Here is a 24,960-nt window from a genome sequence, read left to right on the forward strand (position 1 = left end):
GGGAAAGTGTGTGTGTTCTCCGCGCCTTTGCTTTTGGTGAAGGATGATAGAAACCCCTGATGAATAAAAAGCCGTATGAGATTTGAAAGAAGAATATTTTGTCTGTCTGTTCTTTTGGGCGATGCTTCACAAAGGACGACAGGAATGGTTTGTACGGAAGGCAAGAGACTTCCCCACGGAAGAAGATGCCATCCCTCTGACCAGTAAGAAAAGAACTTTGGGTTAATCCTGCTGAACAAAGAGCGGAAAATGGGCCGTGGAACGGAATTTCACAAAATCGAAAAAATTTTTGCGGGGCCTGCAATAAAAATCCCATCCCCGGCATTATGGTTATGAAAGGCAAAACCGGTTTCGCACACAGCGCCCATTGGGCAAGAATAATAACAACAGACAGGAGAATGATTATGAATTTGCTGAAGAAACACACTGCTCTCTGGCTGCTTTCCCTGCTGACACTGATTGCTGTTTCGGCAGCGCTGCTGCTGGCTCCCGCCCACTATCTGGCCATTGATGTCAACCCCAGTATTGAGCTGGAAACCAATTGGCTCAACCGGGTGACCAAGGTTACCGCAGCCAACGCTGACGCCCGCAAGATGCTGGACGGCGTGGACCTCACGGGAGAGACGCTGGAAGACGCGGTGGAAAAAATTATGAACCTGCTGATGAAAAGCGGTTATATCACCGGCGGAACGGATAATAAGGTGCTGGTGACGGTGGACGACGGGTATGCGGACAGCCAGGCGGTACGGCAGGTGAATCAGACCATTGCCCAGCTGCTCAAAAGCAAGCAGATCGAGGCGCAGATCCTCAATAACCAGGTGTCGGATCTGAAAAAGCTGCAGACCGAAGCGGAAAAGTATCATATCTCCGCTGGTAAATATGAGCTGATCCAGCAAATGATGAAGGACGATGACAGCCTGAGCCTGGAACAGCTGGCAAGCCTTCGGGTATCAGATCTGACAGCTTTCGCTGTCCAGAAGGATATCAAATTGAATCGTGTACTGGGTCAATTTGAAGACGCTGTGGAAAATACATTGGATCGCTGCAATGACAGCAATGATAATCAGCATAGTAACAACTGGTACGATGATGATCGTTATGATGACCGGTACGACGATGACCGTTATGAGGACGATGACGACGACCGGTACGACGATGACCGTTATGAGGACGATGACGACGACCGGTACGACGATGACCGTTATGAGGACGATGACGACGACCGGTACGACGATGACCGTTATGAGGACGATGACGACGACCGGTACGACGATGACCGCTATGAGGACGATGACGACGACCGGTACGACGATGACCGCTATGAGAAGGATGATGATGACCGGTATGACGATGATCGTTGGGATGATTGACCATTGTTCCATACAGCGAGGCTAAAGTATTAAAAAAGAGGTCATGCTCTTTGACAAAAGCCGGTTCAGGAAATGCAGGCAAAAAATCCTGAACCGGCTGATTTTTTTGTTGGATATATATCCCGGCAAAGAGGCAGACAGCTTGACGCCCTTTTTGACCATGCAAGAGGGCTTGCCCGCCTGTGAATAAGGCGCAGGATGATTTTTTCACCAGATATGTACCGGCGGTGTACTTGGCTTTAATTCATCTTTGGCTATTGAGCAGGGTGACGGTCAGAAGTTTTTGCTACAGAGAATCATCTTCCTGGTGAAAGATGCCGGATCATCGTTTGGGAACATTGAAACAGAAAAAGTCCGGGAGCAGACGAAAACTGTTCCCGGACTTTTGAAATAAAAGGACTACCCACAGAATCACTCTGAAAGCAAAAAAAGAACCTGGAGCAATTTTACTCCAGGTTCTGCAGATGGTGGGAGAGAATGGATTCGAACCATTGAAGCCGAAGCAACAGATTTACAGTCTGCCCCCTTTGACCACTCGGGAACTCTCCCATATGATAGCTTTTGATGTTGGTGGAGCTGGTGGACGGATTCGAACCCCCGACCTGCTGATTACAAATCAGCTGCTCTACCAGCTGAGCTACACCAGCGAATCTACTGTATCGCGCTAGAACAATATACCATAAGGCAGAAAGAATGTCAAGCGTTTTTTCTTTTTTATTTGAGAAAAAAACTGTTCCTTTTCCACCAAAATTTTCCCGCCCAGGTAGATTCCGCCGCTGTGCTGTGTTATAGTGATAACAGACCTGTGGCGCAGGGAATTTTGATGAAAAGCGGGAGATTTTTTACAGGCAGGACAGCAAAAGACAGTGTGCGCGGCAGGTGGATTTGCAGCAAACCGGAAATGTGTAAGGCGTCAGTTTCCCCACAGGAGAAGGGGGACAGAAAGGAGCCATTGAAATGAAAAAAGAACTGTTTGGATATACGGCCGCAGGAGAAGCGGTAGAGCGGATCTGGCTGGAAGGGGAAGGCATCCGCTGTGGGGTGCTCACCTATGGAGGAGCCTTGGCAGCGCTGGAGGTGCCTGATCGTGAAGGACACCCAACCGATGTGGTGCTGGGTTTTGATACCGTGGAGGACTACCAGAAGCAGGACAAGTATATCGGCGCGCTCATCGGCCGGTACGCCAACCGCATTGGGGGAAGCCGCTTCAGATTGGGCAATGAGACATATCCCCTTTATGCCAACGACGGCCCCAATCATCTCCATGGAGGCAAGGTGGGCTTTGATAAGAAAATCTGGCAGGCCCAGGAGCTTCCCGATGGCATTTCCCTTTCCCTCCACAGCCCTCACATGGAGGAGGGGTATCCCGGCGAACTGGATGTGACAGTCTCCTATACCTTACAGCCAGGCCAGCTGACCATCCATTATCAGGCCCGTACCGACCGGGAAACAGTTTGCAATCTTACCAATCACAGCTATTTCAACTTGGGCGGACAGGGGTCCCAGGCAGTCCTGGACCATCAGCTCCAGCTGTTTGCTTCCGCTTATACTCCCGCAGACCCTGAAAGTATTCCCACCGGAGAAATCGCTCCGGTAGAAGGCACCCCCATGGACTTCCGCCGTCCCACCGCCATCGGCGCAAGGATCGACCAGGATTTTGCCCCCCTGCGGTACGCCTCCGGCTATGACCACAATTGGATCATCGATGGTCCCCAGGGAACACTGCGGCCATTTGCGCGGGTCTGGTGCCCCCGGACGGGTATTTTGCTGGAGGGAAGCACCACTTTGCCGGGGGTACAGCTGTATACCGGGAATTTTCTGGAAGGAGGTCCCGCAGGAAAAGGGGGAGCGGTTTACCACAATCGTGACGCCTTCTGCCTGGAGACCCAGTTCTTCCCCGATGCCCCCAATCATGAAAACTTCCCGTCCCCGGTGCTGCGTCCCGGAGAGGTGTGGGATCACACCACTATTTTCCGCTTTTCAGTGGAATAACCCCTTTTCATAGGAGGATTTCCCACAGCTAAGGAACGATTGAATACCCCTATAGGGGACCTCTGTGAGAACAGTGAACCGGAAAACGCCATATTTCTTTGGCTGCAATTTATTGCAAAACAGATTTTGAGAATATCAAGGGAGCCGCTCTGAAATCAACATTCAGAACGGCTCCTGATGCTTTTTCGTATCTTTTTATGAAAGGATGGACAGGAAACGATCAGCCCCAGACATTGGGTACCTTAAAGTCGGTATTGGCGGTGACGGTGACAGGTTCAATGGTTTCACCGGGACGCAGCAGCCGGGCCATAACCACAAAACGCTGATTGTTGGTGGCGCCATAAGCTCTGGTGCAGGTGGAAAGGGTGAGGATCTTATCGGAGGAATCCACCTTCACATCAAAATCATGGAGGCTGCGGTCACGGGCCTCGCTGATGATGTATTCCATATCTCCTTCAGGCTGATTGTAGTTGAAGGCCACCTCTGTATAGAAGCAGGCGAAGATCTTGAAGGTCATCTGCTCTTTTTCGGTGGAATAATAAATGTAAGGATAGCTCTTGGCCATGTTCAGCCAGTGATAGCCGGTAAGCTGGGCAAACATAATGTCATTGGCGTTGCCGATGCGGGGGGTAGCGGAATAATTGGTCCAGTTGTGGCCGTAGATGACGGTGTTGGAGGAAATCTCACTGCTGTTTCCCACCACTGTGTTGGGATTGGTCCACAGCACGCCATAGTAGCTGTACTGCTTGTCAATGCCCTTGCTGGTATAATAGTTGACGTCGGAGGTGTTGCGCAGTACCGGATGGCTGATGTTGGTGCCGGGAATACGCAGATAGCCGATAACGTCGCTGTTCTGGCTCTTCCAATAGTCGATTTTGTCCGCACCGGTATAACCGTAAGCGTCCGCCTGGAACTCACCGTTGGCGTTGGCAATGGGTTTGGCGGCGGGAGTGGTGCTTTGGCTGCTGCTGGGGGAGGAGCTTTCAGAACTTTCGCTGCTTTCAGAGCCTTCCGTGCTTTCTGTCTCGCTTTCCCCAGAGCCGTCTTCCGCTGTCAGGCTGGCCGCCAACAACAGATCCTGGGTGCGCACAGCGGCCAGAGAAGCATCCAGCGCTTCCTGAAACGCCTCAGTGTTCCCCGCCTGAATCTCCACTGCCTGCTGGGCCAGGGCCTTGTGCTGGGCCTGCGCCTCCACAGTACCATCCACGGTGATGGCTCCTACCAGTACACACAGATAAAGTGCCACGGTAACCAAAGCCATTCTACGGTGCTTCCTGATTTTTCTTTGCTGCCTGACAGCGCTGCGGCTGCGATCCATAGACACACGACCTCCAGATTTTAAAATACAGAAAAATAAATAAAGGGAACCTGCCCACGGGAAAAACAGCGGCTTTTTAGCCGCCGTCTTTAAAATCCTCCTCAAACCGGCGTGAAAATGATTGTAAAACGCCGCAAAATGGACTACTATATAGTATACAAAACAAGAAAAAGCTTTTTCAAGAGTTTTTTCACTTTTTTTGCTGGAAAATTGCGCTTTTTTTCGGAAAAATCTTGTCCAAACACAGCAGAAGGACGGGATACTCAGCCAGCACGAAATTTGTCGGTAAAAAACGGCTTTGGTTTCAGGGAAAAGATTGCTTTCAGGATGGATGTGGAGAGGAGGAGAAAACAGATGGCTGTGACAATCAGGCGGGCAGGCCGCCAGGATTGGCAGGAGCTGGACTGCATCATGGGGGAGGAGATTGATGCCGGTCATGTGCCGGGGCTGGAGATCGTTCCGTTAAAAGAAGAGGAATGGATGGAGTGGTTTGACAGCCATGGCAGCCGCCATCCGGTTTTTGCCGGTGAAAGAGACGGCAGGATGATCTGTTGGGCAGATCTGGCGGTCAGCCGCTGGAGCTATCCCTTTGACCATGTGGTGGAAGCCACCATCCATATTGGTACGGAGGGAAGAGGGCTGGAACGTCCGCTGCTGCGCTTTCTGGAACAGCAGGCAACCGCCCTGGGCTATGGCAAGGTGATGATGCTGGTGCGGGCGGATGACCGCAATCTTCTCCACAACTGCCGCTGCTGCGGCTACCGGGATGTGGGAGTGCTCCGTGGCCACGGCTTCTATTTGGGACGATTGGTGGATATGGTGCTGCTGGAACGTCTGCTCTCTCCCAATCTGGAGCAGCTGCGGGAATATTATTGTGACCATTATCCCTTTTACCAGGAATATTTTTTGCGGCAGCAGCAGGCGCTGGAAGAGGAGATGCACCGCAACGGCATGATCCGGTCTCCTCAGGATCCCAGCAAATGGATTCCCGCGCCCAGAGAAGTGCCGGAGGAGTCCGCCGGGGATACCATGGAATGGGAGCCCATCCGCTGAAAATAAGGACAGGGCTTTGGAGCGGGGTGGAAGGACTTTTTTCAGAAGAATGTCCTTGCCCAGCGGGCGATGGGAAAAAAGGGGCGAAAGGGGCCTTTTTCCTTGACTTTGCGCCCATGGGCCGATAGAATAGGAAGTTAGAAACGGGTCCGCTCCACAGGAGCGGATTCCCGGTGAGATGGAGGAACATAAAAGATGAACAACGCGGACAAGACCATGGAAAAAATCGTGACCTTGTGCAAAGGCAGAGGTTTCGTATATCCCGGCTCCGAAATTTACGGCGGATTGTCCAACACCTGGGACTACGGTCCTTTGGGCGTGGAATTCAAGAACAATGTCAAAAAGGCATGGTGGAAGAAATTCGTGCAGGAATCCCCCTATAACGTGGGGCTGGACTGCGCCATCCTGATGAATCCTCAGGTGTGGGTGGCCTCCGGCCATGTGGGCGGTTTTTCCGACCCGCTGATGGACTGCAAGGACTGCAAGACCCGCCATCGTGCCGACAAGCTGATTGAGGACGCTACCGGCGAGGTGGCCGATGGCTGGACCAATGAGCAGATGATGGAGTTCATCAAGTCCCACGGCATCAAATGCCCTGAGTGCGGCAGCACCAACTTTACCGACATCCGCAAATTCAACCTGATGTTCAAAACCTTCCAGGGCGTGACCGAGGACGCCAAAAATGAGATCTATCTCCGTCCTGAGACTGCCCAGGGTATCTTTGTCAACTTCCAGAACGTGCAGCGCACCACCCGCAAGAAGATCCCCTTCGGCGTCTGCCAGGTAGGCAAGTCTTTCCGTAACGAGATCACCCCCGGCAACTTCACCTTCCGTACCCGGGAGTTTGAGCAGATGGAGCTGGAGTTCTTCTGCAAGCCGGATACTGATCTGGAGTGGTTCCAGTATTGGCGCAGCTATTGCGAAAACTTCCTGCTGAGCCTGGGAATGAAGAAGGAAAATATGCGCCTGCGGGATCACAGCCCTGAGGAGCTGTCCTTCTATTCCAAGGCCACCACAGACATTGAGTTCCTGTTCCCCTTCGGCTGGGGCGAGCTGTGGGGCATTGCCGACCGCACCAACTACGACCTGTCCAAGCACGCCGAGCACTCCGGCAAATCCATGGAATACTTTGATCAGGAAGCGGGAGAGAAGTACGTTCCCTATGTGGTGGAGCCTTCCCTGGGCGCCGACCGTGTGGCGCTGGCTTTCCTCTGCGATGCTTATGACGAGGAGGAGCTGGAAGGCGGCGATATCCGCACTGTGCTGCGTCTCCATCCCGCTCTGGCCCCCTATAAGGCTGCGGTGCTGCCTCTGTCCAAGAAGCTGAGCGAACCCGCTGAGAAGATCTTCCATCAGCTGGCCGGTAAATTCATGGTGGACTTTGACGTTACCGGAGCCATCGGCAAACGGTACCGCCGTGAGGATGAGATCGGTACTCCCATCTGCATCACCTACGACTTTGAGTCTGAGAACGATGGCTGCGTGACCGTCCGTGACCGGGATACCATGGCTCAGGAGAGAATTTCCATTGAGAGCCTGGAAGCTTATATCGAGGAAAAGATCCGGTTCTGATTTTGCTTTGCATCCCAAAAGAAACAAACAACAGCAAGCCCCGTCCGGCGAAAGCCGGACGGGGCTTGTGCGTGTCGAAAAAGTTCGACACGCTTCCAGGGGGTATCCAATACCCCCTGGATACGCCGCAGGTTCCTGACGAAACCAGCGGCGATACCCCCGGTTTCGCGCCCCGATGGGCGCGGGTCGTGGTATAAAAATCAGGCGCATGTCCCTCTGAGTGTGCCGAAGGGGTTCGGCACACTTCCAGGGGGACCCAGTCCCCCTGGATACGCCGCCTGGTTCCTGACGAAACCAGCGGCGATACCCCCGGTTTCGCGCCCCGGTGGGCACGGGTCGTGGTATAAAAATCAGGCGCATGTCCCTCTGAGTGTGCCGAAGGGGTTCGGCACACTTCCAGGGGGACCCAGTCCCCCTGGATACGCCGCAGGTTCCTGACGAAACCAGCGGCGATACCCCCGGTTTCGCGCCCCGGTGGGCGCGGGTCGTGGTATAAAAATCAGGCGCATGTCCTGATTTTTATGATTTTGAATTTTGTTTTTTCTCGGAATCAGCTTTTTCTACAGAAGACTGGGCCCTGTCCGGCGAAAGCCGGACGGGGCTTTTTGAGTATGCTTCCAAAGCTGGGTAATTGTCCGGAAATATCGAGTTTGCAAGCAGGTTGGAAGGGGAACACCTTCATGTACAGATGTTGTTTCTGTACCCGTTGTTCACTGGAAAATGCTGCTGTATTCTTCCCGGGCATGAAAACGGAATGATAGATTTGGAAATGTTAAGCCTTTCCGGAACGCTCAAAGGGATATCTGGCTGGTTTTTATAATTTCAAATTTTGTTTACCCTTTGAAACAGTTTTTTACGGTGTGGGGGCGGCGGTTTATCCGCCGCCCCCTTTGGCCGCCTTGGGCGGCCATCTCTTCCACCAGGAAAGCGAGTGGATTGTCGGGCTTTACCCCGACAACCGGCGAGCGGACGATATTGTCTATACTGGAATTGGAACAGAAACCATCCCTCCCACCCGTTCCCCATAACACTAAAAGATACAGGCAAAAACAGCGGCAGGCTCCTTCCCTTTTTTCCTTATAAAATGAAAATCACTCCCGCCCCCAAAAGGTTGGTAGCGCAGCGGAGGCGTCGTGAGGGCGCTTGTTACCCCTAAAGGGTACAGGCAACCGAGCAGCCGAAGCAAGCGGGACCTTTTGGGGAAGAGCTTCGCGCCCGCAGGCGCATTTCGGAGGCCAACCGCCGCAGGCGGCTCTTAGGCCGGAGATGGGCAAGGGAATGGAGTGGATGGTCCCCGTCCAGGGGACCGAAGCGGAATGGACTTTGCTCCGGCGAGAGTCCCTTTGGGCGTAACCCCAGCCCAAACCGTTGCCCACTCCACTTTCTGGTATGGAACACAGTCTCTGTCCAATTTTTCCACACATGACTTACCGGGAAACCAACATCACCAGCGCTATGCCAATTGCCACAACACCACTGACACGGCTGGCGGTCACAGCTGCATCAGAAGGCTCCGCCTGGCGATACATCCAGCCGTGCCGAAGATACCAGCAGCGTTCGGGCCAGATGATATGGGGCACGCCAATGGCGATGAGAAAAAGCACCACCGGCCAGTTGACAGGAGAGGGCTGGGACTGCATTTGTTCCTCCAGAATTTCCACCAGCAAATGAGGATCAGCGTAACCGCTGGGATCAAAGCCATCACTCCATCCTCCATAACCGCTGGAAAAGCCGTTTCCTGCTTCCTCCCTGCGCCACCAATAGGTTTCCCCATTGGGATAGGTCAGTTCTGTCTGCCAGGAGTGGGCATCTCCCTGCAGGGTATAGCGGTAGGTCTCCCCGCCGCAGGAGATGGTTTTTTCTTCGGGATCCACAGTGAAAACCTGCTCATTTTTGACGGTGGTGTAAGGCTGCTGGGAATTGGAAGCGCCGCATCCTGACAGCACCGCCAGCGTTAGCACAAAAGCCAAAAGCAGTGAAACAATCTTCATCTTTCTCTCCCTCTCCCGGCCTTTTTCCCCAGAGCAGAAAGACCGGAGAAAAGGCGTTTGTATTTTTTTCATCATAACATAAATGACATTTCCGCGGCAACAGCCATTGGACAGAGGTATAAAGAAAACCCCACTGGGGAGAATGAAGAAAAAAGAGAAAGGATGATGGTCCTATGGGACTGACGCCAAAGGATTATCAGCAGATGTCGCAGGAGGCGTCCCCGCCGTCCAGGACAGTGAAAAATGGGGCAATGGCCTTTTTGATTGGAGGCAGTATCTGCACCCTGGGCCAGATTGTACTGGAGCTGCTGAAATCCATGGGAATGGAGCAGGACCAGGCTTCTGCGCTGGTGTCGCTGTCACTGGTGCTGCTGTCGGTGCTGCTGACCAGCTTCGGTCTTTATGACCGGGTGGCCAGAATTGCGGGAGCGGGCACACTGGTACCCATTACCGGCTTTGCCAACGCCATGTCCTCTGCTGCCATTGAATTCCGCAGTGAGGGACTGGTGCTGGGGCTGGGAGCAAAAATGTTTTCCATAGCGGGACCGGTACTGGTCTACGGCATTTCCGCCGGTGTACTGTATGGCTTGATCTATTACTTTATCCGCTAGAAGGGAGAAAGAAGTATGGCGTTGCGCAAAGGGAGCACCCTGCTGCTGACCCAGGGACCGGTAATTCGATCCTTTGCGGCGGTGGGCTCCAAAATGGAAGGGGAAGGGCCGCTGGGGCCCTCCTTTGATCTGATTTGTGAGGACAGCGCTTTCGGCCAGGACAGCTGGGAGAAGGCAGAGGCCTCCATGCAGAAAAAGGCCCTGGATCTGGCAATCCAGAAGGGAGCTTTTTCTCCGGAGGAGATCGATGTTCTTTTTGCCGGGGATCTGCTGAACCAGTGCATCAGCTCCACCTATGGCCTGCGGGATCTGAACATTCCCTTTCTGGGGGTATACGGCGCCTGCTCCACCATGGCGGAAAGCCTGATGATGGCTTCCCTGTTTGTGGAGGGAGGCTTTGGAGAGCTGGCAGGGGCGGTTACTTCCTCCCATTTCTGTTCAGCGGAGCGGCAATTTCGCTTTCCTCTGGAATATGGAAGCCAGCGTCCCCCCTCCGCCCAGTGGACCGCCACAGCCAGCGGCGCTGTGGTAGTGGGACGGCAGGGAACAGGCCCCCGGGTGCGGGCGGTTACCCCCGGCAGGATCCGGGACCTGGGAATCACCGACGCCAATAATATGGGAGCAGCTATGGCCCCGGCAGCGGCAGATACCATCTCCCGTTTTTTCACCGACACCGGATATCAGCCGGAGGACTTTGATCTGGTGGTGACGGGGGACCTGGCTCATGTTGGCTCACAGCTGCTGCTCCAGCTGCTGGAGCGGGATGGGGTGCGTCTGGAGGGACGGCACCGGGACTGCGGACTTTTGCTGTATGACCGGAAGAGACAGCAGGTGGATTCAGGAGGAAGCGGCTGCGGCTGTTCCGCTTCTGTGCTGTGCTCCAGCCTGCTGCCCCGTTTGCTGGATGGCTCACTGAGAAATATCCTCTTTGTAGCCACCGGCGCCCTGATGTCTCCTACAGCGGTGCAGCAGGGGGAATCCATCCCCGGGATCGCCCATCTGCTGTGGCTGTCCGCGGCTCCCGCAGGAAAGGAGTGAAAAAATGAACCTGTTTGTATTGCTCAAAGCCTTCCTGGTGGGAGGAAGTCTCTGTCTCATTGGACAGCTGCTCATTGACCGCACCAAGCTTACTCCGGCCAGGATTCTGGTGGCTTATGTGGTGGCAGGAGTGCTTTTGGGAGGGCTGGGAATCTATCAGCACCTCATTGATTTTGCCGGCGCTGGAGCAACTGTACCCCTCACAGGCTTTGGGGCGCTGCTGGCAAAGGGCACCCGTCAGGCCATCCAGGAGCAGGGACCTCTGGGGATCCTTTCCGGCGGTCTGACCGCCTGCGCTCCCGGTGTGGCGGGGGCTATTGTGCTGAGCCTCCTGGCAGGCTTTTTCTCCCGTTCCAAGGACAAGCCCTGATGGCCAGAGAGTACCCCTGGCGTACCACGGCATGGAGAAGGACCCGGAAAAGAAAGCCGGGGTCTTTCTCCATGATTTATTTTAAAGGCTGATGGTCCCAAAACCTGGAATCCATCAAATACCTCTGAAAAAATCCTTTGATTTTCAAGCCGGCGACAAAAAGGAGATAACCATCACCTCCGGCGATATTTCTCCCCAATATCTTGTGGTGAGTGTGGAAAAAAACGTTTCCACCCCCCCACATATGGTGTTGAAAAGGCTGTAAACCCGCTTGCTGAGCCGTTTTATCCCTTATACAGGGGGTAATAAACGGCTCTTATATTTCACCTTTCCACACTTTCAACTTAGTTTTCCACCGCTTTTTTCTCATTTTCAACCCAAAAAGTTCCGTTTTTCAAGGGGATTTGCCTGATTTCATTCACTTTTTCCACCAAATCCACCGCAAATCATTCCAACTTTTCCACACTTTCAACCGAGTTATTAACATGATTAATTTGAAAAGCCATGGTATTAGCTGAGCTAATGAACTCTTTCCGGCGTCCGACGTATAATGAAACTAAGCGGTTCCCAAAAGCGCTTCCCCAACATGAGTCAGAAGGGAGAAAGGAAAGATGAAAAGATGCAAACGTCCCGGTCCTTCCTGTATCCCTCTGGCTTGTGTTTGCTTTGGAGCGGGAGTGCTGCTGTCTTTGGTGTTTTCCCTGCGGCTGGTGGTGGTTTTGTCCGCCTTTGGCCTGATTCTTCTGGGATGTACCGCATCGGGTAAGCGGTAAGAGGGACCGCAGTGTCAGCATGAAGGAGGTGACGGCGTTGAAGATCGTGGTGGTAAAAAGTCCCCGGCTGCTTTCGGGGATCCTTCGTCTCATTTTCGGGATCCGAAAAGAGGAGCTGACCTGAAAGAAACGATACATAGACGCTGGTGACAGGCTTTCTGCTTCTGCTGGTGCTGTACAGTGAAAAGCAGAGCCGGAAGCCTTTGCCCTGAAACCCCGGCGGCGTTCTTTGCTGGAAGCGGCTGGAACAGCAGCCATGAGGATCATCAGCGTCAAAAACGGGATAATCTGCGGAAAAACCGGCGGCTCCGTTCACCTTTCAGGAAATGGAGACGCCGGTTTTTTTCTCTTTTTTCTTGCTCCCAAAGAGGAAGTATTTTATAATAAAATCAGCGAATCAATGGGGAAAACTTTTTTCATCCCCTTCTGGCAAGGGGAAAAGACGAAGGATTCCTCCTTTCAAGGATGGACAAGTTCTGTTTTGATGGAAAGGATGTACCCTATGGATGATATCAGTCAAGCCATTCATCGTTTTCTGGTACAGGATTTTAACCAGGTCCTCCGTTGGGAGGAAAAGGTGCTGAGTTCTTATCAGCAAGGCAAGCTGTCAGTCAATGAGTTCCATATCATTGAGGCGGTTTTTCTGGCCATGGATGCCGGCCTGAACAATATGGGTGAGATTTCCCGGCGGTTGGGGGTAACGATGGGCACCCTTACCACCGCGGTCAAAACCCTGGAAACAAAGGGCTTTCTTACCCGCCGCAAACGGCAGGAGGACCGGCGCATGGTGTGGCTGTATCCCACCCATGTGGCGGAAGAGGCCAATCGGTATCATCAAATGTTTCATGAGCGGCTGGTGAGCGGGGTGATGGACTGCCTGGATCATCAGCAGCTGCTGGCATTGGTTTCGGCCCTGGAGGTTTTGGCACAGTGGTTTACATCTCTGGAGCAGGAGGAGCGGTATATTCAGGTGGAAAATCTTTTGCCTGCGGAGGAATGAGGGAAAGGAGGTCTTGATGATGTCCCTCAAGATCATCATTGACAGCACAGCTGGTTATTCTCCCGAGGAACTGGAACAGCTGGACCTCACTGCCGTACCGTTGGCCATCACGATGGATGGCCGGGAGTATCAGGATGGGGTAGATCTGTCACCTCAGGAATTTTATCAGAAGCTTGCTTACACCAAAAGCACACCTGTTACAGGAAAAGTGGACAGCTTGATTTTTGAGCATCTGTTTTCCTTCCGTCTGGAGGAGGCGGATGAGGTGGTGGCCATTCTTCTTTCCGGCAGTCTCAGCGGCACCTGTGAGGCTGCCCGGGAGGCCAGAGAGCGTTTGGTGGGACCGGAACGGATTCATATCGTGGATACCGGCAGTGTATCCATGGGTTCCATGGTGCTGATCAATGAAGCGGTGAGGCTGCGCCATTTGGGTGTATCCGGTGAGGAGATGGCCCGCACGCTGGAAAGCCTGAAAGGGAGACTGCGGATGCTGGCGGTAACAGGTTCCAGAAAGTATCTTCGCCGAAGCGGGAAGCTGACGGGGGGCAGCGAGATGCTGGACAAGCTTTTTTCTCGAAAACCTGTGGTGAGACTGACCCAAGGGACCCTTTCCGTGGAAAGCCAGCCCCGGGGAGAAGAAGCCGCCTGCCAGTGGATTGCTGCCGCCATGGCCCGGGAAGGGGTGGATCCTGCTTTCCCACCGGTTTTGGGATCAGCTCAGGCTCCGGAGTTGACAAGCCGTTTGGCGGGATACCTGGAAAAAGTCCCGGGTGTCGGCGCCTGCGGCCACTGTGAGATCGGTCCGGTGATCGGCAGTTATATTGGCCCTGGAAGCGCTGGGGTTGCCTGGATCGTGCCGGAAAAACAGGGGAATGGATGATTGCGGCAGTTGCAAAACCAAGGGCAGGGGAGCCTGTCCAATGATTTTGATGTTTCAAATTGGATTTAAGCAGACGGAGACGGGGAACAGTTTTTACTGTTCCCCGTTTGCTATAGTAACGATATTTTGTTTTTTACTCCAGGATATAGATGTCTACCCAGCGGACGCTGTTCAGACAGCTTTCCTCATAAGTTTCATAAAACAGGTCCACATCAATGATTCCCTGCATCAGTCCGGTGCCGGTATCGTTGGCAACAGCATAACCATAGATAAAGTTGCCGTCAGGGGTACGGATATACATCTTGGTGCCATAGGGAATTTCGTTGGCCCGTACCGCTACAGTACCCGCCATGCAGTATTCGCCGCTGGCGCCCCAGGCACGTCCGGCACGCCAGTAACCAGTGGCCCGCTGATTGTGCAGGACATATTTGTAATTGATGGGGGTGCCGTTTTCATCCAGAGGATAGGAAGCGCTGTAATCCAGTCTGGAAATGGCGCTGCCATCACCTACCAGAACGATTTCCTCAGTGGGCTCCTTGGTAACAGTGGAGCTGGCAAGCAGGGTTTCCACCACTTGGCCATCCTCCAGGATCTCATCATAGCTGTCGATGCGCAGACCGTCGGTGCCCGCCTGAAGGACCCGGCTGGTACCGTATTTGATCAGGCTGGTGCTCTTGTAGGTCACTTCCTTGGGCAGGGTGACAGGAACATCATAGGAGCGATAGGCCACCCGGGTGATCACTACATTTTCATAGGGACGCATCTCATGGTCGATCTCATGGGTGATCTTATCATGGGCCCCCAGCGTTACGCCGGTGGTTTCCAGCAGATCCTCCACCTGACCCTCGATCCAGTTGACGGTATGGGTAGCGCCGTCCACAGTGACCGATACGGGAAATCCCCGCTGGATGGTCAGCTGGCCGCTGCTGCCGATGGAAGGAGCCTCATAGGTGATGCGGTCATTGGCGGTGGTAATGATGTTTTCATTGGCCAGAATTTTCATGGCGTCCCGCTCGGTGGTAACAGTGACGGTGGTGGTGTTGCCATCAGTGATATAAATGACATTGTTGAGATAGGATACGGCAAAAATAACGGCGGACAAGGCTATCGCCAGAGCACTGAACAGCACTGTTTTGCTGAAAATCAGGTGCAGCGCTCCTTTGAGTATTCGTCGTGGGTTAATTTGATCCATATAGTTCTCCTTTTTGTTTTCTCTGTATCCGGCCCAGGAAACTCCCACCGCCTAGGGAAAAGAAATTTAAGAAAAGGACTGCCGTCAAAAAGAAGAGCTTCTTCTTTCATCGGAAGCTGCCTTTGCCATGTCCCGGAAACGGGAGGATACAAAAAGCAATTAAAAGCAGGATTTCCTGCAAAGCTTTTGCTATTATATTGCATCCCCGAAATCTTGTCAAGAAAGGGATCACGGTCCATAGGGGTGATATTCTAAGCTTTTTGCCGGTATTACAAAGGAATTTTCGTTACATTAACTAATGGGATGGGGAAAAATACGCGATAAATGAACGAATTTTGAGAAAAGCGCTGTTCCCGTCATGAAAGGCCGGACAAATGTCCTCAAAGCGGCTTTTCAAGCGGATTTAAGCTCCTTTTCAGGGAGAAAGGGAAAAGAAACGCCACAGAAGAGACATAAATATCCGGTGTAAAGAGAAAAGCGTTTTGCATGATGATGAAGAGCTTCCTGCAAAATAAAGGAAAAGCAGTTTTATTTTGCCCCTTTATTTGGCTCTTATTCCACTTTTCACCGGGATCTTGTCCCAAAGCCATGGGAAAACCGCCATTCTGTGCCATATTCCAATAAGCTGGGGAAAAATCGTTTGCTGCTCAGTCCTATGATAAGTGCTGCCGTTCATCCCAACAGGGACCGTTTTTGAGGTGGCCTTACCCCTGTTGTTGGAGCATTTTTTCAAGTTCAGCCAGTGGAATGGCAGTAATCTCATTCCAGACAGGAACAAATCCCGCTGAAAGAGCACAGCGTACCGATGGAATATTGCACCAAGCGGCCCCGTAAAATGGAACCTTCCCCCGTATCAGTACTTCTTGTGCCAGCTGTCTTACCAAGGAAACAGCAATTCCTTTTCCACGATAGAACGGATCAACATCCACCCCAATCTGCCATAGCAGAGGACTGTCCTCCGAACAGGCGGCCAGTCCTACCATGTTCCCGCCGTCCAAGGCTGCCACCCCCAGACGATCCAGGTGCCGGTGATGAGCTGTGAGGGCATTGGGTCATTGGGAGCTGTTGAGCTCCGCCAATTGCTCTGTTACCAATAGCTCTGTCTTGAAAGAAGAGGCCTTTGCCTCAGAGAAACGGAGAGGGAGAAAATATTCAGATTGAAAGCAGACCCCATATCCCATAGGTTTCAGCAGTTTATTCAGGGTATACAGGGCAGGGACTTCCATCCGATCCGCCTGTCTGGGAAAGCGCTTGAAATAGATGCGTATAGCTTCCAGTGCTGCAGGATCAGCCGATGCCACTGTACAGCTGCCGTAAGACACAAAAAAACAGAAGGGTGCAGCTTTTCCCCTCTTTCCCTGAGCATTTTCACGGGTGATAACCAGATCTGCTGATCCGGCCAAGTCCTCTTGACGGCAACCCAGCAATCGGGCTGATTCCTTTTGAGCCAAGAGAATCATTTCTCTGGAGGTCATGATCATTCCCCCTTTTAAACTGCCTGACTTTTATTCTACATGATGTAGCAATATTCTGCAAGGGTAATTCCTGCTTCCGCTGCAAAGTATGGCAAAAAGAAAAACCCGCAGGCCCGAAGGCCTGCGGGAAAGTTCCACAGAAACAACAAATTATCTCTTGGAGAACTGCGGAGCGCGACGGGCAGCCTTGAGGCCGTATTTCAATCGTCTGAGCGATGATTTTCCTTGATATTCCGGGCTTTTTTGAGCCTCGGCCCCTCGGTTGTCCTATTCCTTAACCCAAAAAACAGGCCACTTTTACGAGGGGACAGCTTGATGAAATGCAGAATTTACTACATCGAATAGCTGTTCTGGTTTATTATACTTTACTCTTGCATAGATGTCCATAGTTGTCTTGCTGTTCTCATGTCCGGCAAGGTACTGGACCGTCTTGGGGTCAACACCTGCATACAGAAGATTGGTGATGTAGGTATGCCGCAGCAGGTGCGGTGTCACATCGAAGTCCAGGCTATACACACTGTTGGGATTGTTTTTCTGATGTCCTCCCAGACTCGGCTGAACAGTGTACTTGATGCTCTGTCCGTTCACATACTTATAATAGGTACGCTCCTTGGTAGACCGAACAACGATGTACTGCCAGACACGTTTGAACTGCGAATATGACAAGGGCTGTCCCTCACTATCGGCAATCACATATTCCGATTTGGAGGCAGCCTTGGCTTCCCGCAGACAATTCACAAGGCATTTGGGAATGGGAATATCCCTTCTTGCTGCTTTCGTCTTAAGCGTTGTAGAGATAACCGGTCTGTTATGCTCTGATCGCCATGCGCGCCGCACAGAGATATATGGAGTGGGTGCATCGAGGAACACACAATCCCATTGCAAGGCGAGAGCTTCTTCTCGGCGCAGACCGGCATATAAGCCGATCATGGTAAACAGATACGGCGGAAGTCCTTTGACGGTTTCCAGCAGCACTTCCACCTGCTGGTCTGTCAGCGAATCTTTCTTTTGGGTCGGTTTACCTCCTTTTGCCGAAATCCCCTCACACGGATTGTATTCCAGCAACTGGCTCCGCTCTGCCGAGTAAAAAATGCACTTGAGGAGCATATTCACCGTATTGTGCAGGCTCTCGGACTTATTGGACAATGGGATCAGCGCCAGACGAATATCATCCGCTGTTACTTCCTCCATATACATATCTCCCAAAGGCTTGATAATGTAGTTCTTCATATTGGAGGCGTAGCCCTTCAGTGTAGCCGGCGACACTTTTGCGGATTGCATCAACAGCCACTTCTCACAATACTCGGCCACAGTAGGATGCTCCCGGTGGAAGATGATCTCCGCTACCTGGCGTCTCGCCTCCTGCTCTTTATCGTACAGTTCCTCGCAGGTAGTCCCATACAAGCTCACCTGCTTGCCGTCTGCGTCCAGAATCCGGGTTCTGTAATACAGGACACCCTTTCGTGTGACGGTTCCATATTGAGGTATGTTTTTTTTCTTCTTTGCCATAATTAATTTCCTTTCTCGCGTGGTGATGTATCTACACCTCCTTTTTATCAGAGATTTCAAATTGAATCAAAGATACGGCCAAGGAAAAACTAAGAGCGAGACATCCTTGTCTCGCTCTTACTTCATTTTCTGAATTGTTCGGAACTTACACAGCGTCCCATAAGTCAAAGGCACAGCCCATTGCTTTGACAAGATCATCCGGCCTGTTGTATTTGACCTTTGCGTAAATGTCCATCGTGATTTTGCTGCTTTCATGGCCCGCCAAATATTGTACCGTTTTGGGGTCCACCGAAGAATGAATCAGATTGGTGATGTAGGTGTGCCGCAGCTGATGCGGTGTCACTTCAAAATCCAGGCTATATACCACATGGCCGTTATTCCTGGCTTTTTCTCCAAGTTTCGGGTAAAGCATATATTTTACATACTTTCCGTCCACAAGTTTTCTGGCCATTCTCGGCTTTGCAGTCCGCGTCACAATATACTGCCACAGCCGCTTAAACTGTGTATAGGATAGCGGATCACCGTCCCGATTGGCAATCACATAATCCGAAGTGGATTTTTTCTTTGCATCTTTCAGACATTCAACCAGACAGACCGGGAGAGGAATGTTTCTTTGTGCCGCTTTGGTCTTTAGCTCGGTAAGAATGACCGGCCTGTTATGTTCTGTGTGCCATGCCCGCCGTACCGTTAAGTACGGAGCCTCTGCATCCAGATACACAGAATCCCATTGCAGCGCCAGGATTTCTTCCCGGCGCAGACCGGCATATAAACCGATCATCACAAATACATAGGGCGGCAAATCCCGGATCGTGTCCAAAAGCCGCTCAACCTGTTCATCCGTCAATGCCTGTCTTTCTTCCTGGGGAACTCCTCCCTTTGCATCCAGGTATATGGTCGGGTCCTCGTCAATCACATGGCTCTCCTTGGCCGCCCGGAAAATGGACTTGCAGAGAATCACCACAGACTTATAAACCGAAGCCGACTTCTTGGAAACAGGTACGAGGGCAAGTTGGATGTCATCCAGGGATACATCAGCCATTCTCTTGTCTCCCAGCCCTCCAATAATGTGCCGCCGCACCTTAGAGGTATAATCTGTCAAGGTGGTGGCCCGAACATGGACGGACTGCATCAGCAGCCACTTCTCACAGTACTCAGCAACCGTAGGCGATCTTCGACGAAACGTAGTACTGTCAATCTGCTCTAACGCCTCCAGTTCCTTGTCATAAAGCTTTTCGGGCGTCTTTGCATAAAGCGCCACTCTGTTTCCATCCGAATCTTCGACTCTGGTTCTATAATATTCAATGCCGTTAAGCACGACCGTACCATATTGAGGAATTGCCCTTTTTCTTTTTGCCAATTCCGTCACCTCCTAAGAATAATGTCCAGCGCTGTACCTTTGTTTTATCAGACATATTAGGTTCCAGCAAGGATACGGAACAGCTCAAGCTCGGACACTTCGCAGCTTGCGGTATGTAGCGCTTTTTTCCACTGGCTTTGCACGATGGGTGCATTTTGCGATATACTCCTGAAGGCCAGCATCTGTAAAGTACACGCAACCATTTTGCACATACTGAACATAGGAAATTAGCCCACTGTTTCGAGCTGCATCCAAAGTGGCAATGCTAATCCCCAGTAATTTGGCAGCCTCTTTCCGCGAAATCAATTTTTCCATAGGTGGTCCCCCTTTCTGTCAAAGATGTGGTTGTTGCTTTCAAAATCACATGAATGCGCTGGCAACCGAAGCTGCCAGCGCATGGTATCTGACTTTGAAAAATTTACTCGCCACATTTGCCACGCACCCCTGGCGATGGGGACATTCCGGTCTCCGCTGGCGCGGCTGTCATAACTCCACAGCGTCGTTTTACTCGTGCGCCGCAGAGTTCCCCCCAAGTCTTTAGGAGGCCGTGAGGAAGTATCTTTAACCCCTATGCAGTCATCGCGCCCTGAAATGCCACTTTCGGGTATCAGGCTGACGTGGATCGCTCGGAACAGTCCTATTCATCACCTCCTGGGGCTGTCCATCTTCGCGGCGTGCCTGATTCGCTCGTACATAGGTTATGTACCGGAAATGCCGTCTATGAAATTGTCAAGCTCCACATTGGGAGAATGTTCTTCCCTCAATGGGTAGGCACTGATACGCTTCATTTGTTAAGTGTTATTCAAAAATTTTTTTATTTTTTTAAATCTTTGTGCAACAGCACTTCTGGAACAATGCCAAAGACGTGCTACATCAATTTGACGATAACCATCCACAAAAAGTAATGTCAATAGCTCCAAATCTTTCTTCGACAGCTTCTTCAATCTCAACAGTAGTTGTTCGTTTTCCACCGAAGCCAACCATCCATATCGCGTTTGATCAATCTTATCAACATCCCATTGATAAGATAACGATGCAAACTTTCGGAACAGCTGTGATTGACCACATACTTCATCATATTGTTCACAAGGTATTGGTTGCGTATGGTTTTGAAAAACCCTTTGACTGCAAAACCATGCCCAGTCATATTCTTTCATGGCAGCAATCTGTTCTTCGCTCATCCCTGCATCACAATACTCAACTTCTAAACGCTTCCATCTACTATCAAACTTCTTTTTCTCATATCCATAATTAAATCCCATTATTAACCTCCTGTAGATTCAATTTGCAAAATTCACCATGCAAACTAAAATCAGGAGGAGATCGACAACGAGAATCTCTGGGTTGTTTTCCATCCCCAGAAACAAAAATGCCAGCTGATCTTAAGGACCAACTGGCATTTTTATTCGCGCACAAAGAAAACGCATTATTAAGATTTTATAAGTACAACAAGTATACCAAGCACAATTCGATACCAACCAAACACCTTAAAATCATGTTTTTTGATAAAGTTCATTAGGAATTTAATTACTAAGACAGATACCGCAAATGCCACAGCCATACCGAGAACAAGAGCGAGCAGTTCTGCACTTGTAAATTCAAACCCGAATTTTAACAGCTTAAAAGCACTTGCTCCAAGCATAGTAGGTACTGCGAGGAAAAAAGTAAACTCTGCTGCTGCCACTCGTGAAACTCCTATGAGTAAAGCACCTATAATCGTTGCTCCCGACCGTGATGTGCCGGGTATAAGTGATAACACTTGAAATGCCCCTATCAAGATTGCTGTTTTATAGCTGATGTCAGAAAGTGCCATAGTAGTAGGAGTACGCTTTTTATTCCAATTTTCTATGAGAATGAATAACAAACCATAAAAGATTAACATGATTGAAATCACAATGGGGGTTTGGAGGTAAGCATCCAAATAATCATCAAATAGAATCCCCATAATAGCTGACGGTACACAAGCTACCGCAACCTTGAACCACAACGAGAAAGTATCCTTTTTAACAATTGACTGTGCTTTGTTCTTAAATTGAAAGGGAAACATCTTGTTCCAAAACATTACAACCACTGCGAGTATAGCTCCAAGTTGAATAACAACAAAAAACATTTCTTTAAATGCTTCGCTCATATTAAGTGTGATATGTTGCTCCATGATTCCTTTTCAAAACAAACACACATCAGTTTCGCTATCCCAAGTGCAATCAAAACAATAAAAACAATCCAATAGATTGCAAGATATATTGGGGTAGTGTCTGTAAATGAAAGTAGATTGACAGAATAAATATATCCGTCAACAAGGTTACCATACAACGGCAAAAGTATAAAAGTAACCGCCATCATATCTAATATTCCATAAATGAAACTGTAAATTTTTTTCAAGTTGGAACGATTTTCAGTTTCGGCAAGTGTAATCAGTTCTTCGCCCGATAGCAGTTCATCTATGGTCACAGAAAAGAATTTAGAAATACACTTGAGCGACTCAATGTTAGGGTAACCCTTGCCGCTTTCCCATTTTGAAATGGCTGTTCTTGATACATATAATTGCTCCGCAAGTTGTTCCTGCGTTAAGTTCTTTCCAGTCCTAAGCTGTTGTAGCTTTTCATTAAATTCCATGATTCTCCTCCTGTTTGTTCCTTGTTTTCATACGTCCATCAACGGGTTTTTCTGCATCTTTTGGTATCATCCATGCACGACCAAATTTTTCAGTTCCGTCAATGCGATTTTCCTCACATAATTTTTGTATCCGTCTTTCCGATATGCCCCATTTTTCAGAAGCGGCTTTCACAGAAATGTAATTCATAATATCAACTTCCTTTCGCAAAGAGTATATAATTATTATATACGGAATGACGAATAATAGCAAGTTTCTCTCCACTAATACGAAATTATACACTACTAAACATAAAATCATACTTCGTTCAAATATCATCACCCGAAATGTACAATGATATAGGATGATATTAAAATGTACCAAGATGAAAGAAAACTTGATTTTAAGCCGTTAGGTATAGCGATAAAAAAAGCTCGGGAAGCAAAAGGGTGGACACAGGAATATCTTGCCCAACTGGTAGACCTTACGCCACGCTCTATTATGTATATAGAGAACAGGGGGCAGCACCCAAGGCTTAACAAATTTTATCTCATTACTACCTTGCTTGACATCTCTGTAGACCAGTTCTTTTTTCCATGCAATGAAGATGGCGACAACAATCGCCGCAAACAAGTTGATGTACTGTTGAATGATATGGAAGAAAAGGAGCTTATCGTGATGGAAGCTACGGCTCAAGGCTTGAAAAAGGCAAGAGAAACTGCGGAATAATTAACGCTGTTTTCGTAAGCCAAGCCAACTGAAAAAAGTGCGACACCTACACAGGCTATCGCACTTTTTAGGTTATTTTTTTATTCTCCACACAAATCATAAAGCTGTTCACATCGGTTTTGAATATCTAAGATTTCTGTTTCGGTTAAACTCCTGCGGTTATGAGTAAGTTGTTGCTCTAAAAAATCACGATAGCCATCAAGTAAGGCATCCCGTAAAAGCTCGGGGGCTTTGCAATGTTCCACACCAAACCATTGCTCATCTTTTTCATCCCAAATCATAACGGTGTATCCTCGCTTAGTGTTCACCACCTCCAAAACACTATCTTTATTTAGGTAATCGTTGAATACTTCTAAAACCTTTTCAAAGGTCATCATTTTATCAGCCCTTTCATATTTTAGGTGCTTATATGTAAGTAGTTTATATACTTATTACGACTATGATAATAAAAGTAAATCATCGTGTAAAGGATACGGATATTGTTTGCGAACAAAAGTGGCAAGCGATGCCTGTGGCTATCCAGATAGCCCCACGCGCTTGTTGAGGGAAGTCCCCCAAGCCCCCTTTGAACACAGATTTTCAATCTGTGGCTGCGCGTTCTGGCGAACGCTTTTGACCGCGACCAGCTCACCGCTGGCCGTGGTCTTTTTCTTTCTGTTGCGGCTCGGTCGGCTCTATCGCCAGGACCCGATCCACGTTGTTCTTGACGGTCAGCAGTTCCCGCATGGCGGCGCGGGCCTGCCGGTACTCTCCGTAAGCCTTTTTCTTATCCGCCAGCAGCTGGGCATACTCGGACTGAAGCTCCTTGATGGTGGGCAGCTTTTTCACGTTCAGCTCATTAAAGGCCTCCTTGGCCGCTTGGTGCAGCCGGATCTCATCCTCATGCTCCGCGTAAAATTTCCGAGAATATCCGGCCCTTCGGTAGGCCACATAGGTCTCGCGGGTCTTAGCATAGTTGACGATGTGCGTGCGCAGCACGGCGATCTCAGCCATGCGCTTTTCGGCCGCCTTAATCTGTGCAGATAGCGCATTGTATCGGGCTGTTGCCTCTGCCGTTTTTGTTTCCAGGTCGGCATAGTCCAGTAGGCCGTGTTCGGACAGATAGTTGAGGGTTTGAGCCATCTGCTTGAGGTTGAACACCTTGGCCCAGCGTGTATACCCGGCGCCTTTCCCGGCCTGGAGTTTTGCCTGGATGTCTACCAGCAGATTGACCTTGGGCGGAGCAGCCTGCACAGCAGTTTCCTTTCGGGGTGTATGCTCCTTTTGCCCGGAGAGGACGGCAAGCAGATCGTCCAGCGTGTAGCCGTCCCCCAGTCGGTCAAAGCGGATATTGTTGCCCCAGCCCTCCGCGCTGATGGAAATGGTTTTGCCGCGCCGGTGGACGGTGAAGCCGTCCTGTTCCAGCAGACGAAGAAGCTCCTCCAAGGTGCCCGGTTTCTGTACCAGTGCCCTGTCAATGGCCTGGCGCAGTTGCTCCTTGTGGGAGGGCTTCGCCGCGTCGCCCAGCCACTTGTTGTAGCTCTGGCCGCGCCGCTTAGGGGTCTCCACGATGGAATAGCCGTTCTCAATGCAGATGGTATCGTTCAGACGGCGGACGGCACGGGTGCTTCCCCAGAAATTGCGGAACTTGCGGTCACACTCCAGCGTGGTGGAGTTCCATATAATATGGTTGTGGACGTGAGACTTGTCGATGTGGGTGCAGACGATGAAAGCGTGCTTGCCTTTGGTAAAGCGCCGGGCCAGCTCCACGCCCAGCCGATTTGCTTCCTCCGGCGTAATCTCGCCCGGCACAAAGGACTGCCGCAGGTGGTAGGCAATCACATCATCCTTGCCGCGCACCCGGCCGGTGCGGGCAGCGTAGGTCTGCTTGTCCAGCAGGAACTGCGCGTCCGCCACGCGGCTGTCACACTGGTAGCTGGTGATGAGCCTGCCGTGGTCGGTCTTGTCTGGATTTTTTACATAGTCGATGATGTCGCTGATGGCCTTGCCGACCGTGCGGCCCTTTCCTGCGTGCAGCGGCATGATGCGGGTGGTGGCCATGACTTTTCCTCCTTCCATCGGAAATGCGTTTGATATTGCGTGCAAAATCTCGTATAATAATAAAAAAGTATAAAACCAACTCGAAAGGGGGCTGTTG

The 24,960-nt window shown here is 50.7% G+C and carries 25 protein-coding genes, 2 tRNA genes and 1 pseudogene; 12 read left to right on the plus strand and 16 right to left on the minus strand.

The window, feature by feature from the left end:
- The first annotated feature begins 404 nt into the window (after positions 1-404).
- On the plus strand, positions 405-1,370 hold the full coding sequence (locus BQ5383_RS20925; protein WP_071428819.1) for an anti-sigma-I factor RsgI family protein: 966 nt from the start codon (positions 405-407) through the stop codon (positions 1,368-1,370).
- 465 nt (positions 1,371-1,835) lie between these two features.
- Here BQ5383_RS20925 and BQ5383_RS00085 read toward each other — a convergent pair.
- Together BQ5383_RS00085 and BQ5383_RS00090 are read right to left on the minus strand one after the other, a co-directional pair.
- Positions 1,836-1,919 (minus strand) — tRNA-Tyr (locus BQ5383_RS00085).
- A gap of 22 nt (positions 1,920-1,941) precedes the next feature.
- Positions 1,942-2,017: transfer RNA gene (locus BQ5383_RS00090), tRNA-Thr, on the minus strand.
- A gap of 310 nt (positions 2,018-2,327) precedes the next feature.
- Here BQ5383_RS00090 and BQ5383_RS00095 point away from each other — a divergent pair.
- Positions 2,328-3,362 carry an aldose epimerase family protein gene (locus tag BQ5383_RS00095; protein WP_071428820.1) on the plus strand — a complete coding sequence of 345 codons (1,035 nt, stop codon included), beginning with the start codon at positions 2,328-2,330 and terminating at the stop codon, positions 3,360-3,362.
- A 220-nt stretch (positions 3,363-3,582) separates the two neighbouring features.
- On the opposite strand, the gene BQ5383_RS00100 is transcribed toward BQ5383_RS00095, so the two are convergent.
- Positions 3,583-4,623, minus strand: coding sequence for a class B sortase (locus BQ5383_RS00100; protein WP_071428821.1), 1,041 nt, complete (start codon positions 4,621-4,623; stop codon positions 3,583-3,585).
- Between the two features lie 411 nt (positions 4,624-5,034).
- Here BQ5383_RS00100 and BQ5383_RS00105 point away from each other — a divergent pair, with 411 nt between their 5' ends.
- Together BQ5383_RS00105 and BQ5383_RS00110 are read left to right on the plus strand one after the other, a co-directional pair.
- Entirely contained in the window at positions 5,035-5,733 is a 699-nt protein-coding gene (locus BQ5383_RS00105) for a GNAT family N-acetyltransferase (RefSeq protein ID WP_139193295.1), read from the plus strand.
- A gap of 195 nt (positions 5,734-5,928) precedes the next feature.
- On the plus strand, positions 5,929-7,305 hold the full coding sequence (locus tag BQ5383_RS00110; protein ID WP_071428823.1) for a glycine--tRNA ligase: 1,377 nt from the start codon (positions 5,929-5,931) through the stop codon (positions 7,303-7,305).
- Between the two features lie 1,427 nt (positions 7,306-8,732).
- Here the strand turns inward: BQ5383_RS00110 and BQ5383_RS00115 are convergent.
- Positions 8,733-9,296, minus strand: coding sequence for a DUF6199 family natural product biosynthesis protein (locus BQ5383_RS00115; RefSeq protein ID WP_071428824.1), 564 nt, complete (start codon positions 9,294-9,296; stop codon positions 8,733-8,735).
- Positions 9,297-9,469: 173 nt separating this feature from the next.
- Between BQ5383_RS00115 and spoVAC the strand changes: the two genes are divergently transcribed.
- From spoVAC to BQ5383_RS00140, 7 genes are all read left to right on the plus strand, one after another.
- Complete coding sequence (gene spoVAC, locus BQ5383_RS00120) at positions 9,470-9,907, plus strand: stage V sporulation protein AC (RefSeq protein WP_071428825.1); 438 nt, start codon at positions 9,470-9,472, stop codon at positions 9,905-9,907.
- Between the two features lie 15 nt (positions 9,908-9,922).
- On the plus strand, positions 9,923-10,945 hold the full coding sequence (gene spoVAD, locus BQ5383_RS00125; protein ID WP_071428826.1) for a stage V sporulation protein AD: 1,023 nt from the start codon (positions 9,923-9,925) through the stop codon (positions 10,943-10,945).
- Positions 10,946-10,949: 4 nt separating this feature from the next.
- A complete protein-coding gene (locus BQ5383_RS00130; RefSeq protein WP_071428827.1) occupies positions 10,950-11,315 on the plus strand; it encodes a SpoVA/SpoVAEb family sporulation membrane protein in 366 nt (121 codons plus the stop codon).
- A 611-nt stretch (positions 11,316-11,926) separates the two neighbouring features.
- The gene (locus BQ5383_RS20930; RefSeq protein ID WP_172724562.1) at positions 11,927-12,088 is read left to right on the plus strand and encodes a hypothetical protein; all 162 of its coding nucleotides are present in this window, start codon (positions 11,927-11,929) and stop codon (positions 12,086-12,088) included.
- A gap of 19 nt (positions 12,089-12,107) precedes the next feature.
- On the plus strand, positions 12,108-12,212 hold the full coding sequence (spoVM, locus tag BQ5383_RS21965; protein WP_139193296.1) for a stage V sporulation protein SpoVM: 105 nt from the start codon (positions 12,108-12,110) through the stop codon (positions 12,210-12,212).
- Positions 12,213-12,590: 378 nt separating this feature from the next.
- Positions 12,591-13,088 (plus strand): MarR family winged helix-turn-helix transcriptional regulator, encoded by a 498-nt coding sequence (locus tag BQ5383_RS00135; RefSeq protein WP_071428843.1) that lies wholly within the window; start codon positions 12,591-12,593, stop codon positions 13,086-13,088.
- A gap of 16 nt (positions 13,089-13,104) precedes the next feature.
- Complete coding sequence (locus tag BQ5383_RS00140; protein WP_083389762.1) at positions 13,105-13,968, plus strand: DegV family protein; 864 nt, start codon at positions 13,105-13,107, stop codon at positions 13,966-13,968.
- 133 nt (positions 13,969-14,101) lie between these two features.
- Here BQ5383_RS00140 and BQ5383_RS00145 read toward each other — a convergent pair whose 3' ends face one another.
- From BQ5383_RS00145 to BQ5383_RS21825, 10 genes and pseudogenes are all read right to left on the minus strand, one after another.
- Positions 14,102-15,160 (minus strand): 3D domain-containing protein, encoded by a 1,059-nt coding sequence (locus BQ5383_RS00145; RefSeq protein WP_071428829.1) that lies wholly within the window; start codon positions 15,158-15,160, stop codon positions 14,102-14,104.
- A gap of 380 nt (positions 15,161-15,540) precedes the next feature.
- Positions 15,541-15,750, minus strand: a complete 210-nt coding sequence (locus tag BQ5383_RS00150) for a hypothetical protein (RefSeq protein WP_071428830.1) — start codon at positions 15,748-15,750, stop codon at positions 15,541-15,543.
- Positions 15,751-15,864: 114 nt separating this feature from the next.
- Positions 15,865-16,167 carry a GNAT family N-acetyltransferase gene (locus BQ5383_RS20320; RefSeq protein WP_268874614.1) on the minus strand — a complete coding sequence of 101 codons (303 nt, stop codon included), beginning with the start codon at positions 16,165-16,167 and terminating at the stop codon, positions 15,865-15,867.
- Between the two features lie 765 nt (positions 16,168-16,932).
- A complete protein-coding gene (locus BQ5383_RS00160) occupies positions 16,933-18,144 on the minus strand; it encodes a tyrosine-type recombinase/integrase (protein WP_071428831.1) in 1,212 nt (403 codons plus the stop codon).
- A 145-nt stretch (positions 18,145-18,289) separates the two neighbouring features.
- Positions 18,290-19,501 carry a tyrosine-type recombinase/integrase gene (locus tag BQ5383_RS00165; RefSeq protein WP_002576319.1) on the minus strand — a complete coding sequence of 404 codons (1,212 nt, stop codon included), beginning with the start codon at positions 19,499-19,501 and terminating at the stop codon, positions 18,290-18,292.
- A gap of 84 nt (positions 19,502-19,585) precedes the next feature.
- Positions 19,586-19,816: a hypothetical protein gene (locus tag BQ5383_RS00170; protein ID WP_002576320.1), complete on the minus strand. Its 231-nt coding sequence runs from the start codon at positions 19,814-19,816 to the stop codon at positions 19,586-19,588.
- Positions 19,817-20,292: 476 nt separating this feature from the next.
- Complete coding sequence (locus tag BQ5383_RS00175) at positions 20,293-20,763, minus strand: RNA polymerase subunit sigma-73 (protein ID WP_002576321.1); 471 nt, start codon at positions 20,761-20,763, stop codon at positions 20,293-20,295.
- 167 nt (positions 20,764-20,930) lie between these two features.
- Positions 20,931-21,647, minus strand: a pseudogene (gene bcrD / locus BQ5383_RS00180) (bacitracin resistance undecaprenyl-diphosphatase BcrD); the annotation flags it as partial.
- Positions 21,629-22,117, minus strand: coding sequence for a helix-turn-helix domain-containing protein (locus BQ5383_RS00185; RefSeq protein WP_476726755.1), 489 nt, complete (start codon positions 22,115-22,117; stop codon positions 21,629-21,631). The pseudogene bcrD and the gene BQ5383_RS00185, both read right to left, overlap by 19 nt.
- On the minus strand, positions 22,107-22,304 hold the full coding sequence (locus BQ5383_RS21825) for a helix-turn-helix domain-containing protein (RefSeq protein WP_009246557.1): 198 nt from the start codon (positions 22,302-22,304) through the stop codon (positions 22,107-22,109). The genes BQ5383_RS00185 and BQ5383_RS21825 overlap by 11 nt, the downstream gene beginning before the upstream one ends.
- Positions 22,305-22,463: 159 nt before the next feature.
- Between BQ5383_RS21825 and BQ5383_RS00195 the strand changes: the two genes are divergently transcribed.
- Positions 22,464-22,823 carry a helix-turn-helix domain-containing protein gene (locus BQ5383_RS00195; protein WP_425330774.1) on the plus strand — a complete coding sequence of 120 codons (360 nt, stop codon included), beginning with the start codon at positions 22,464-22,466 and terminating at the stop codon, positions 22,821-22,823.
- Between the two features lie 80 nt (positions 22,824-22,903).
- On the opposite strand, the gene BQ5383_RS00200 is transcribed toward BQ5383_RS00195, so the two are convergent.
- Entirely contained in the window at positions 22,904-23,200 is a 297-nt protein-coding gene (locus BQ5383_RS00200; RefSeq protein ID WP_002576327.1) for a hypothetical protein, read from the minus strand.
- Positions 23,201-23,450: 250 nt separating this feature from the next.
- Positions 23,451-24,863 carry a relaxase/mobilization nuclease domain-containing protein gene (locus BQ5383_RS00205; protein WP_071428832.1) on the minus strand — a complete coding sequence of 471 codons (1,413 nt, stop codon included), beginning with the start codon at positions 24,861-24,863 and terminating at the stop codon, positions 23,451-23,453.
- Between the last annotated feature and the right edge of the window lie 97 nt (positions 24,864-24,960).

Origin of the sequence: Angelakisella massiliensis (genome assembly GCF_900104675.1) — a bacterium.
Classification (GTDB): domain Bacteria; phylum Bacillota; class Clostridia; order Oscillospirales; family Ruminococcaceae; genus Angelakisella; species Angelakisella massiliensis.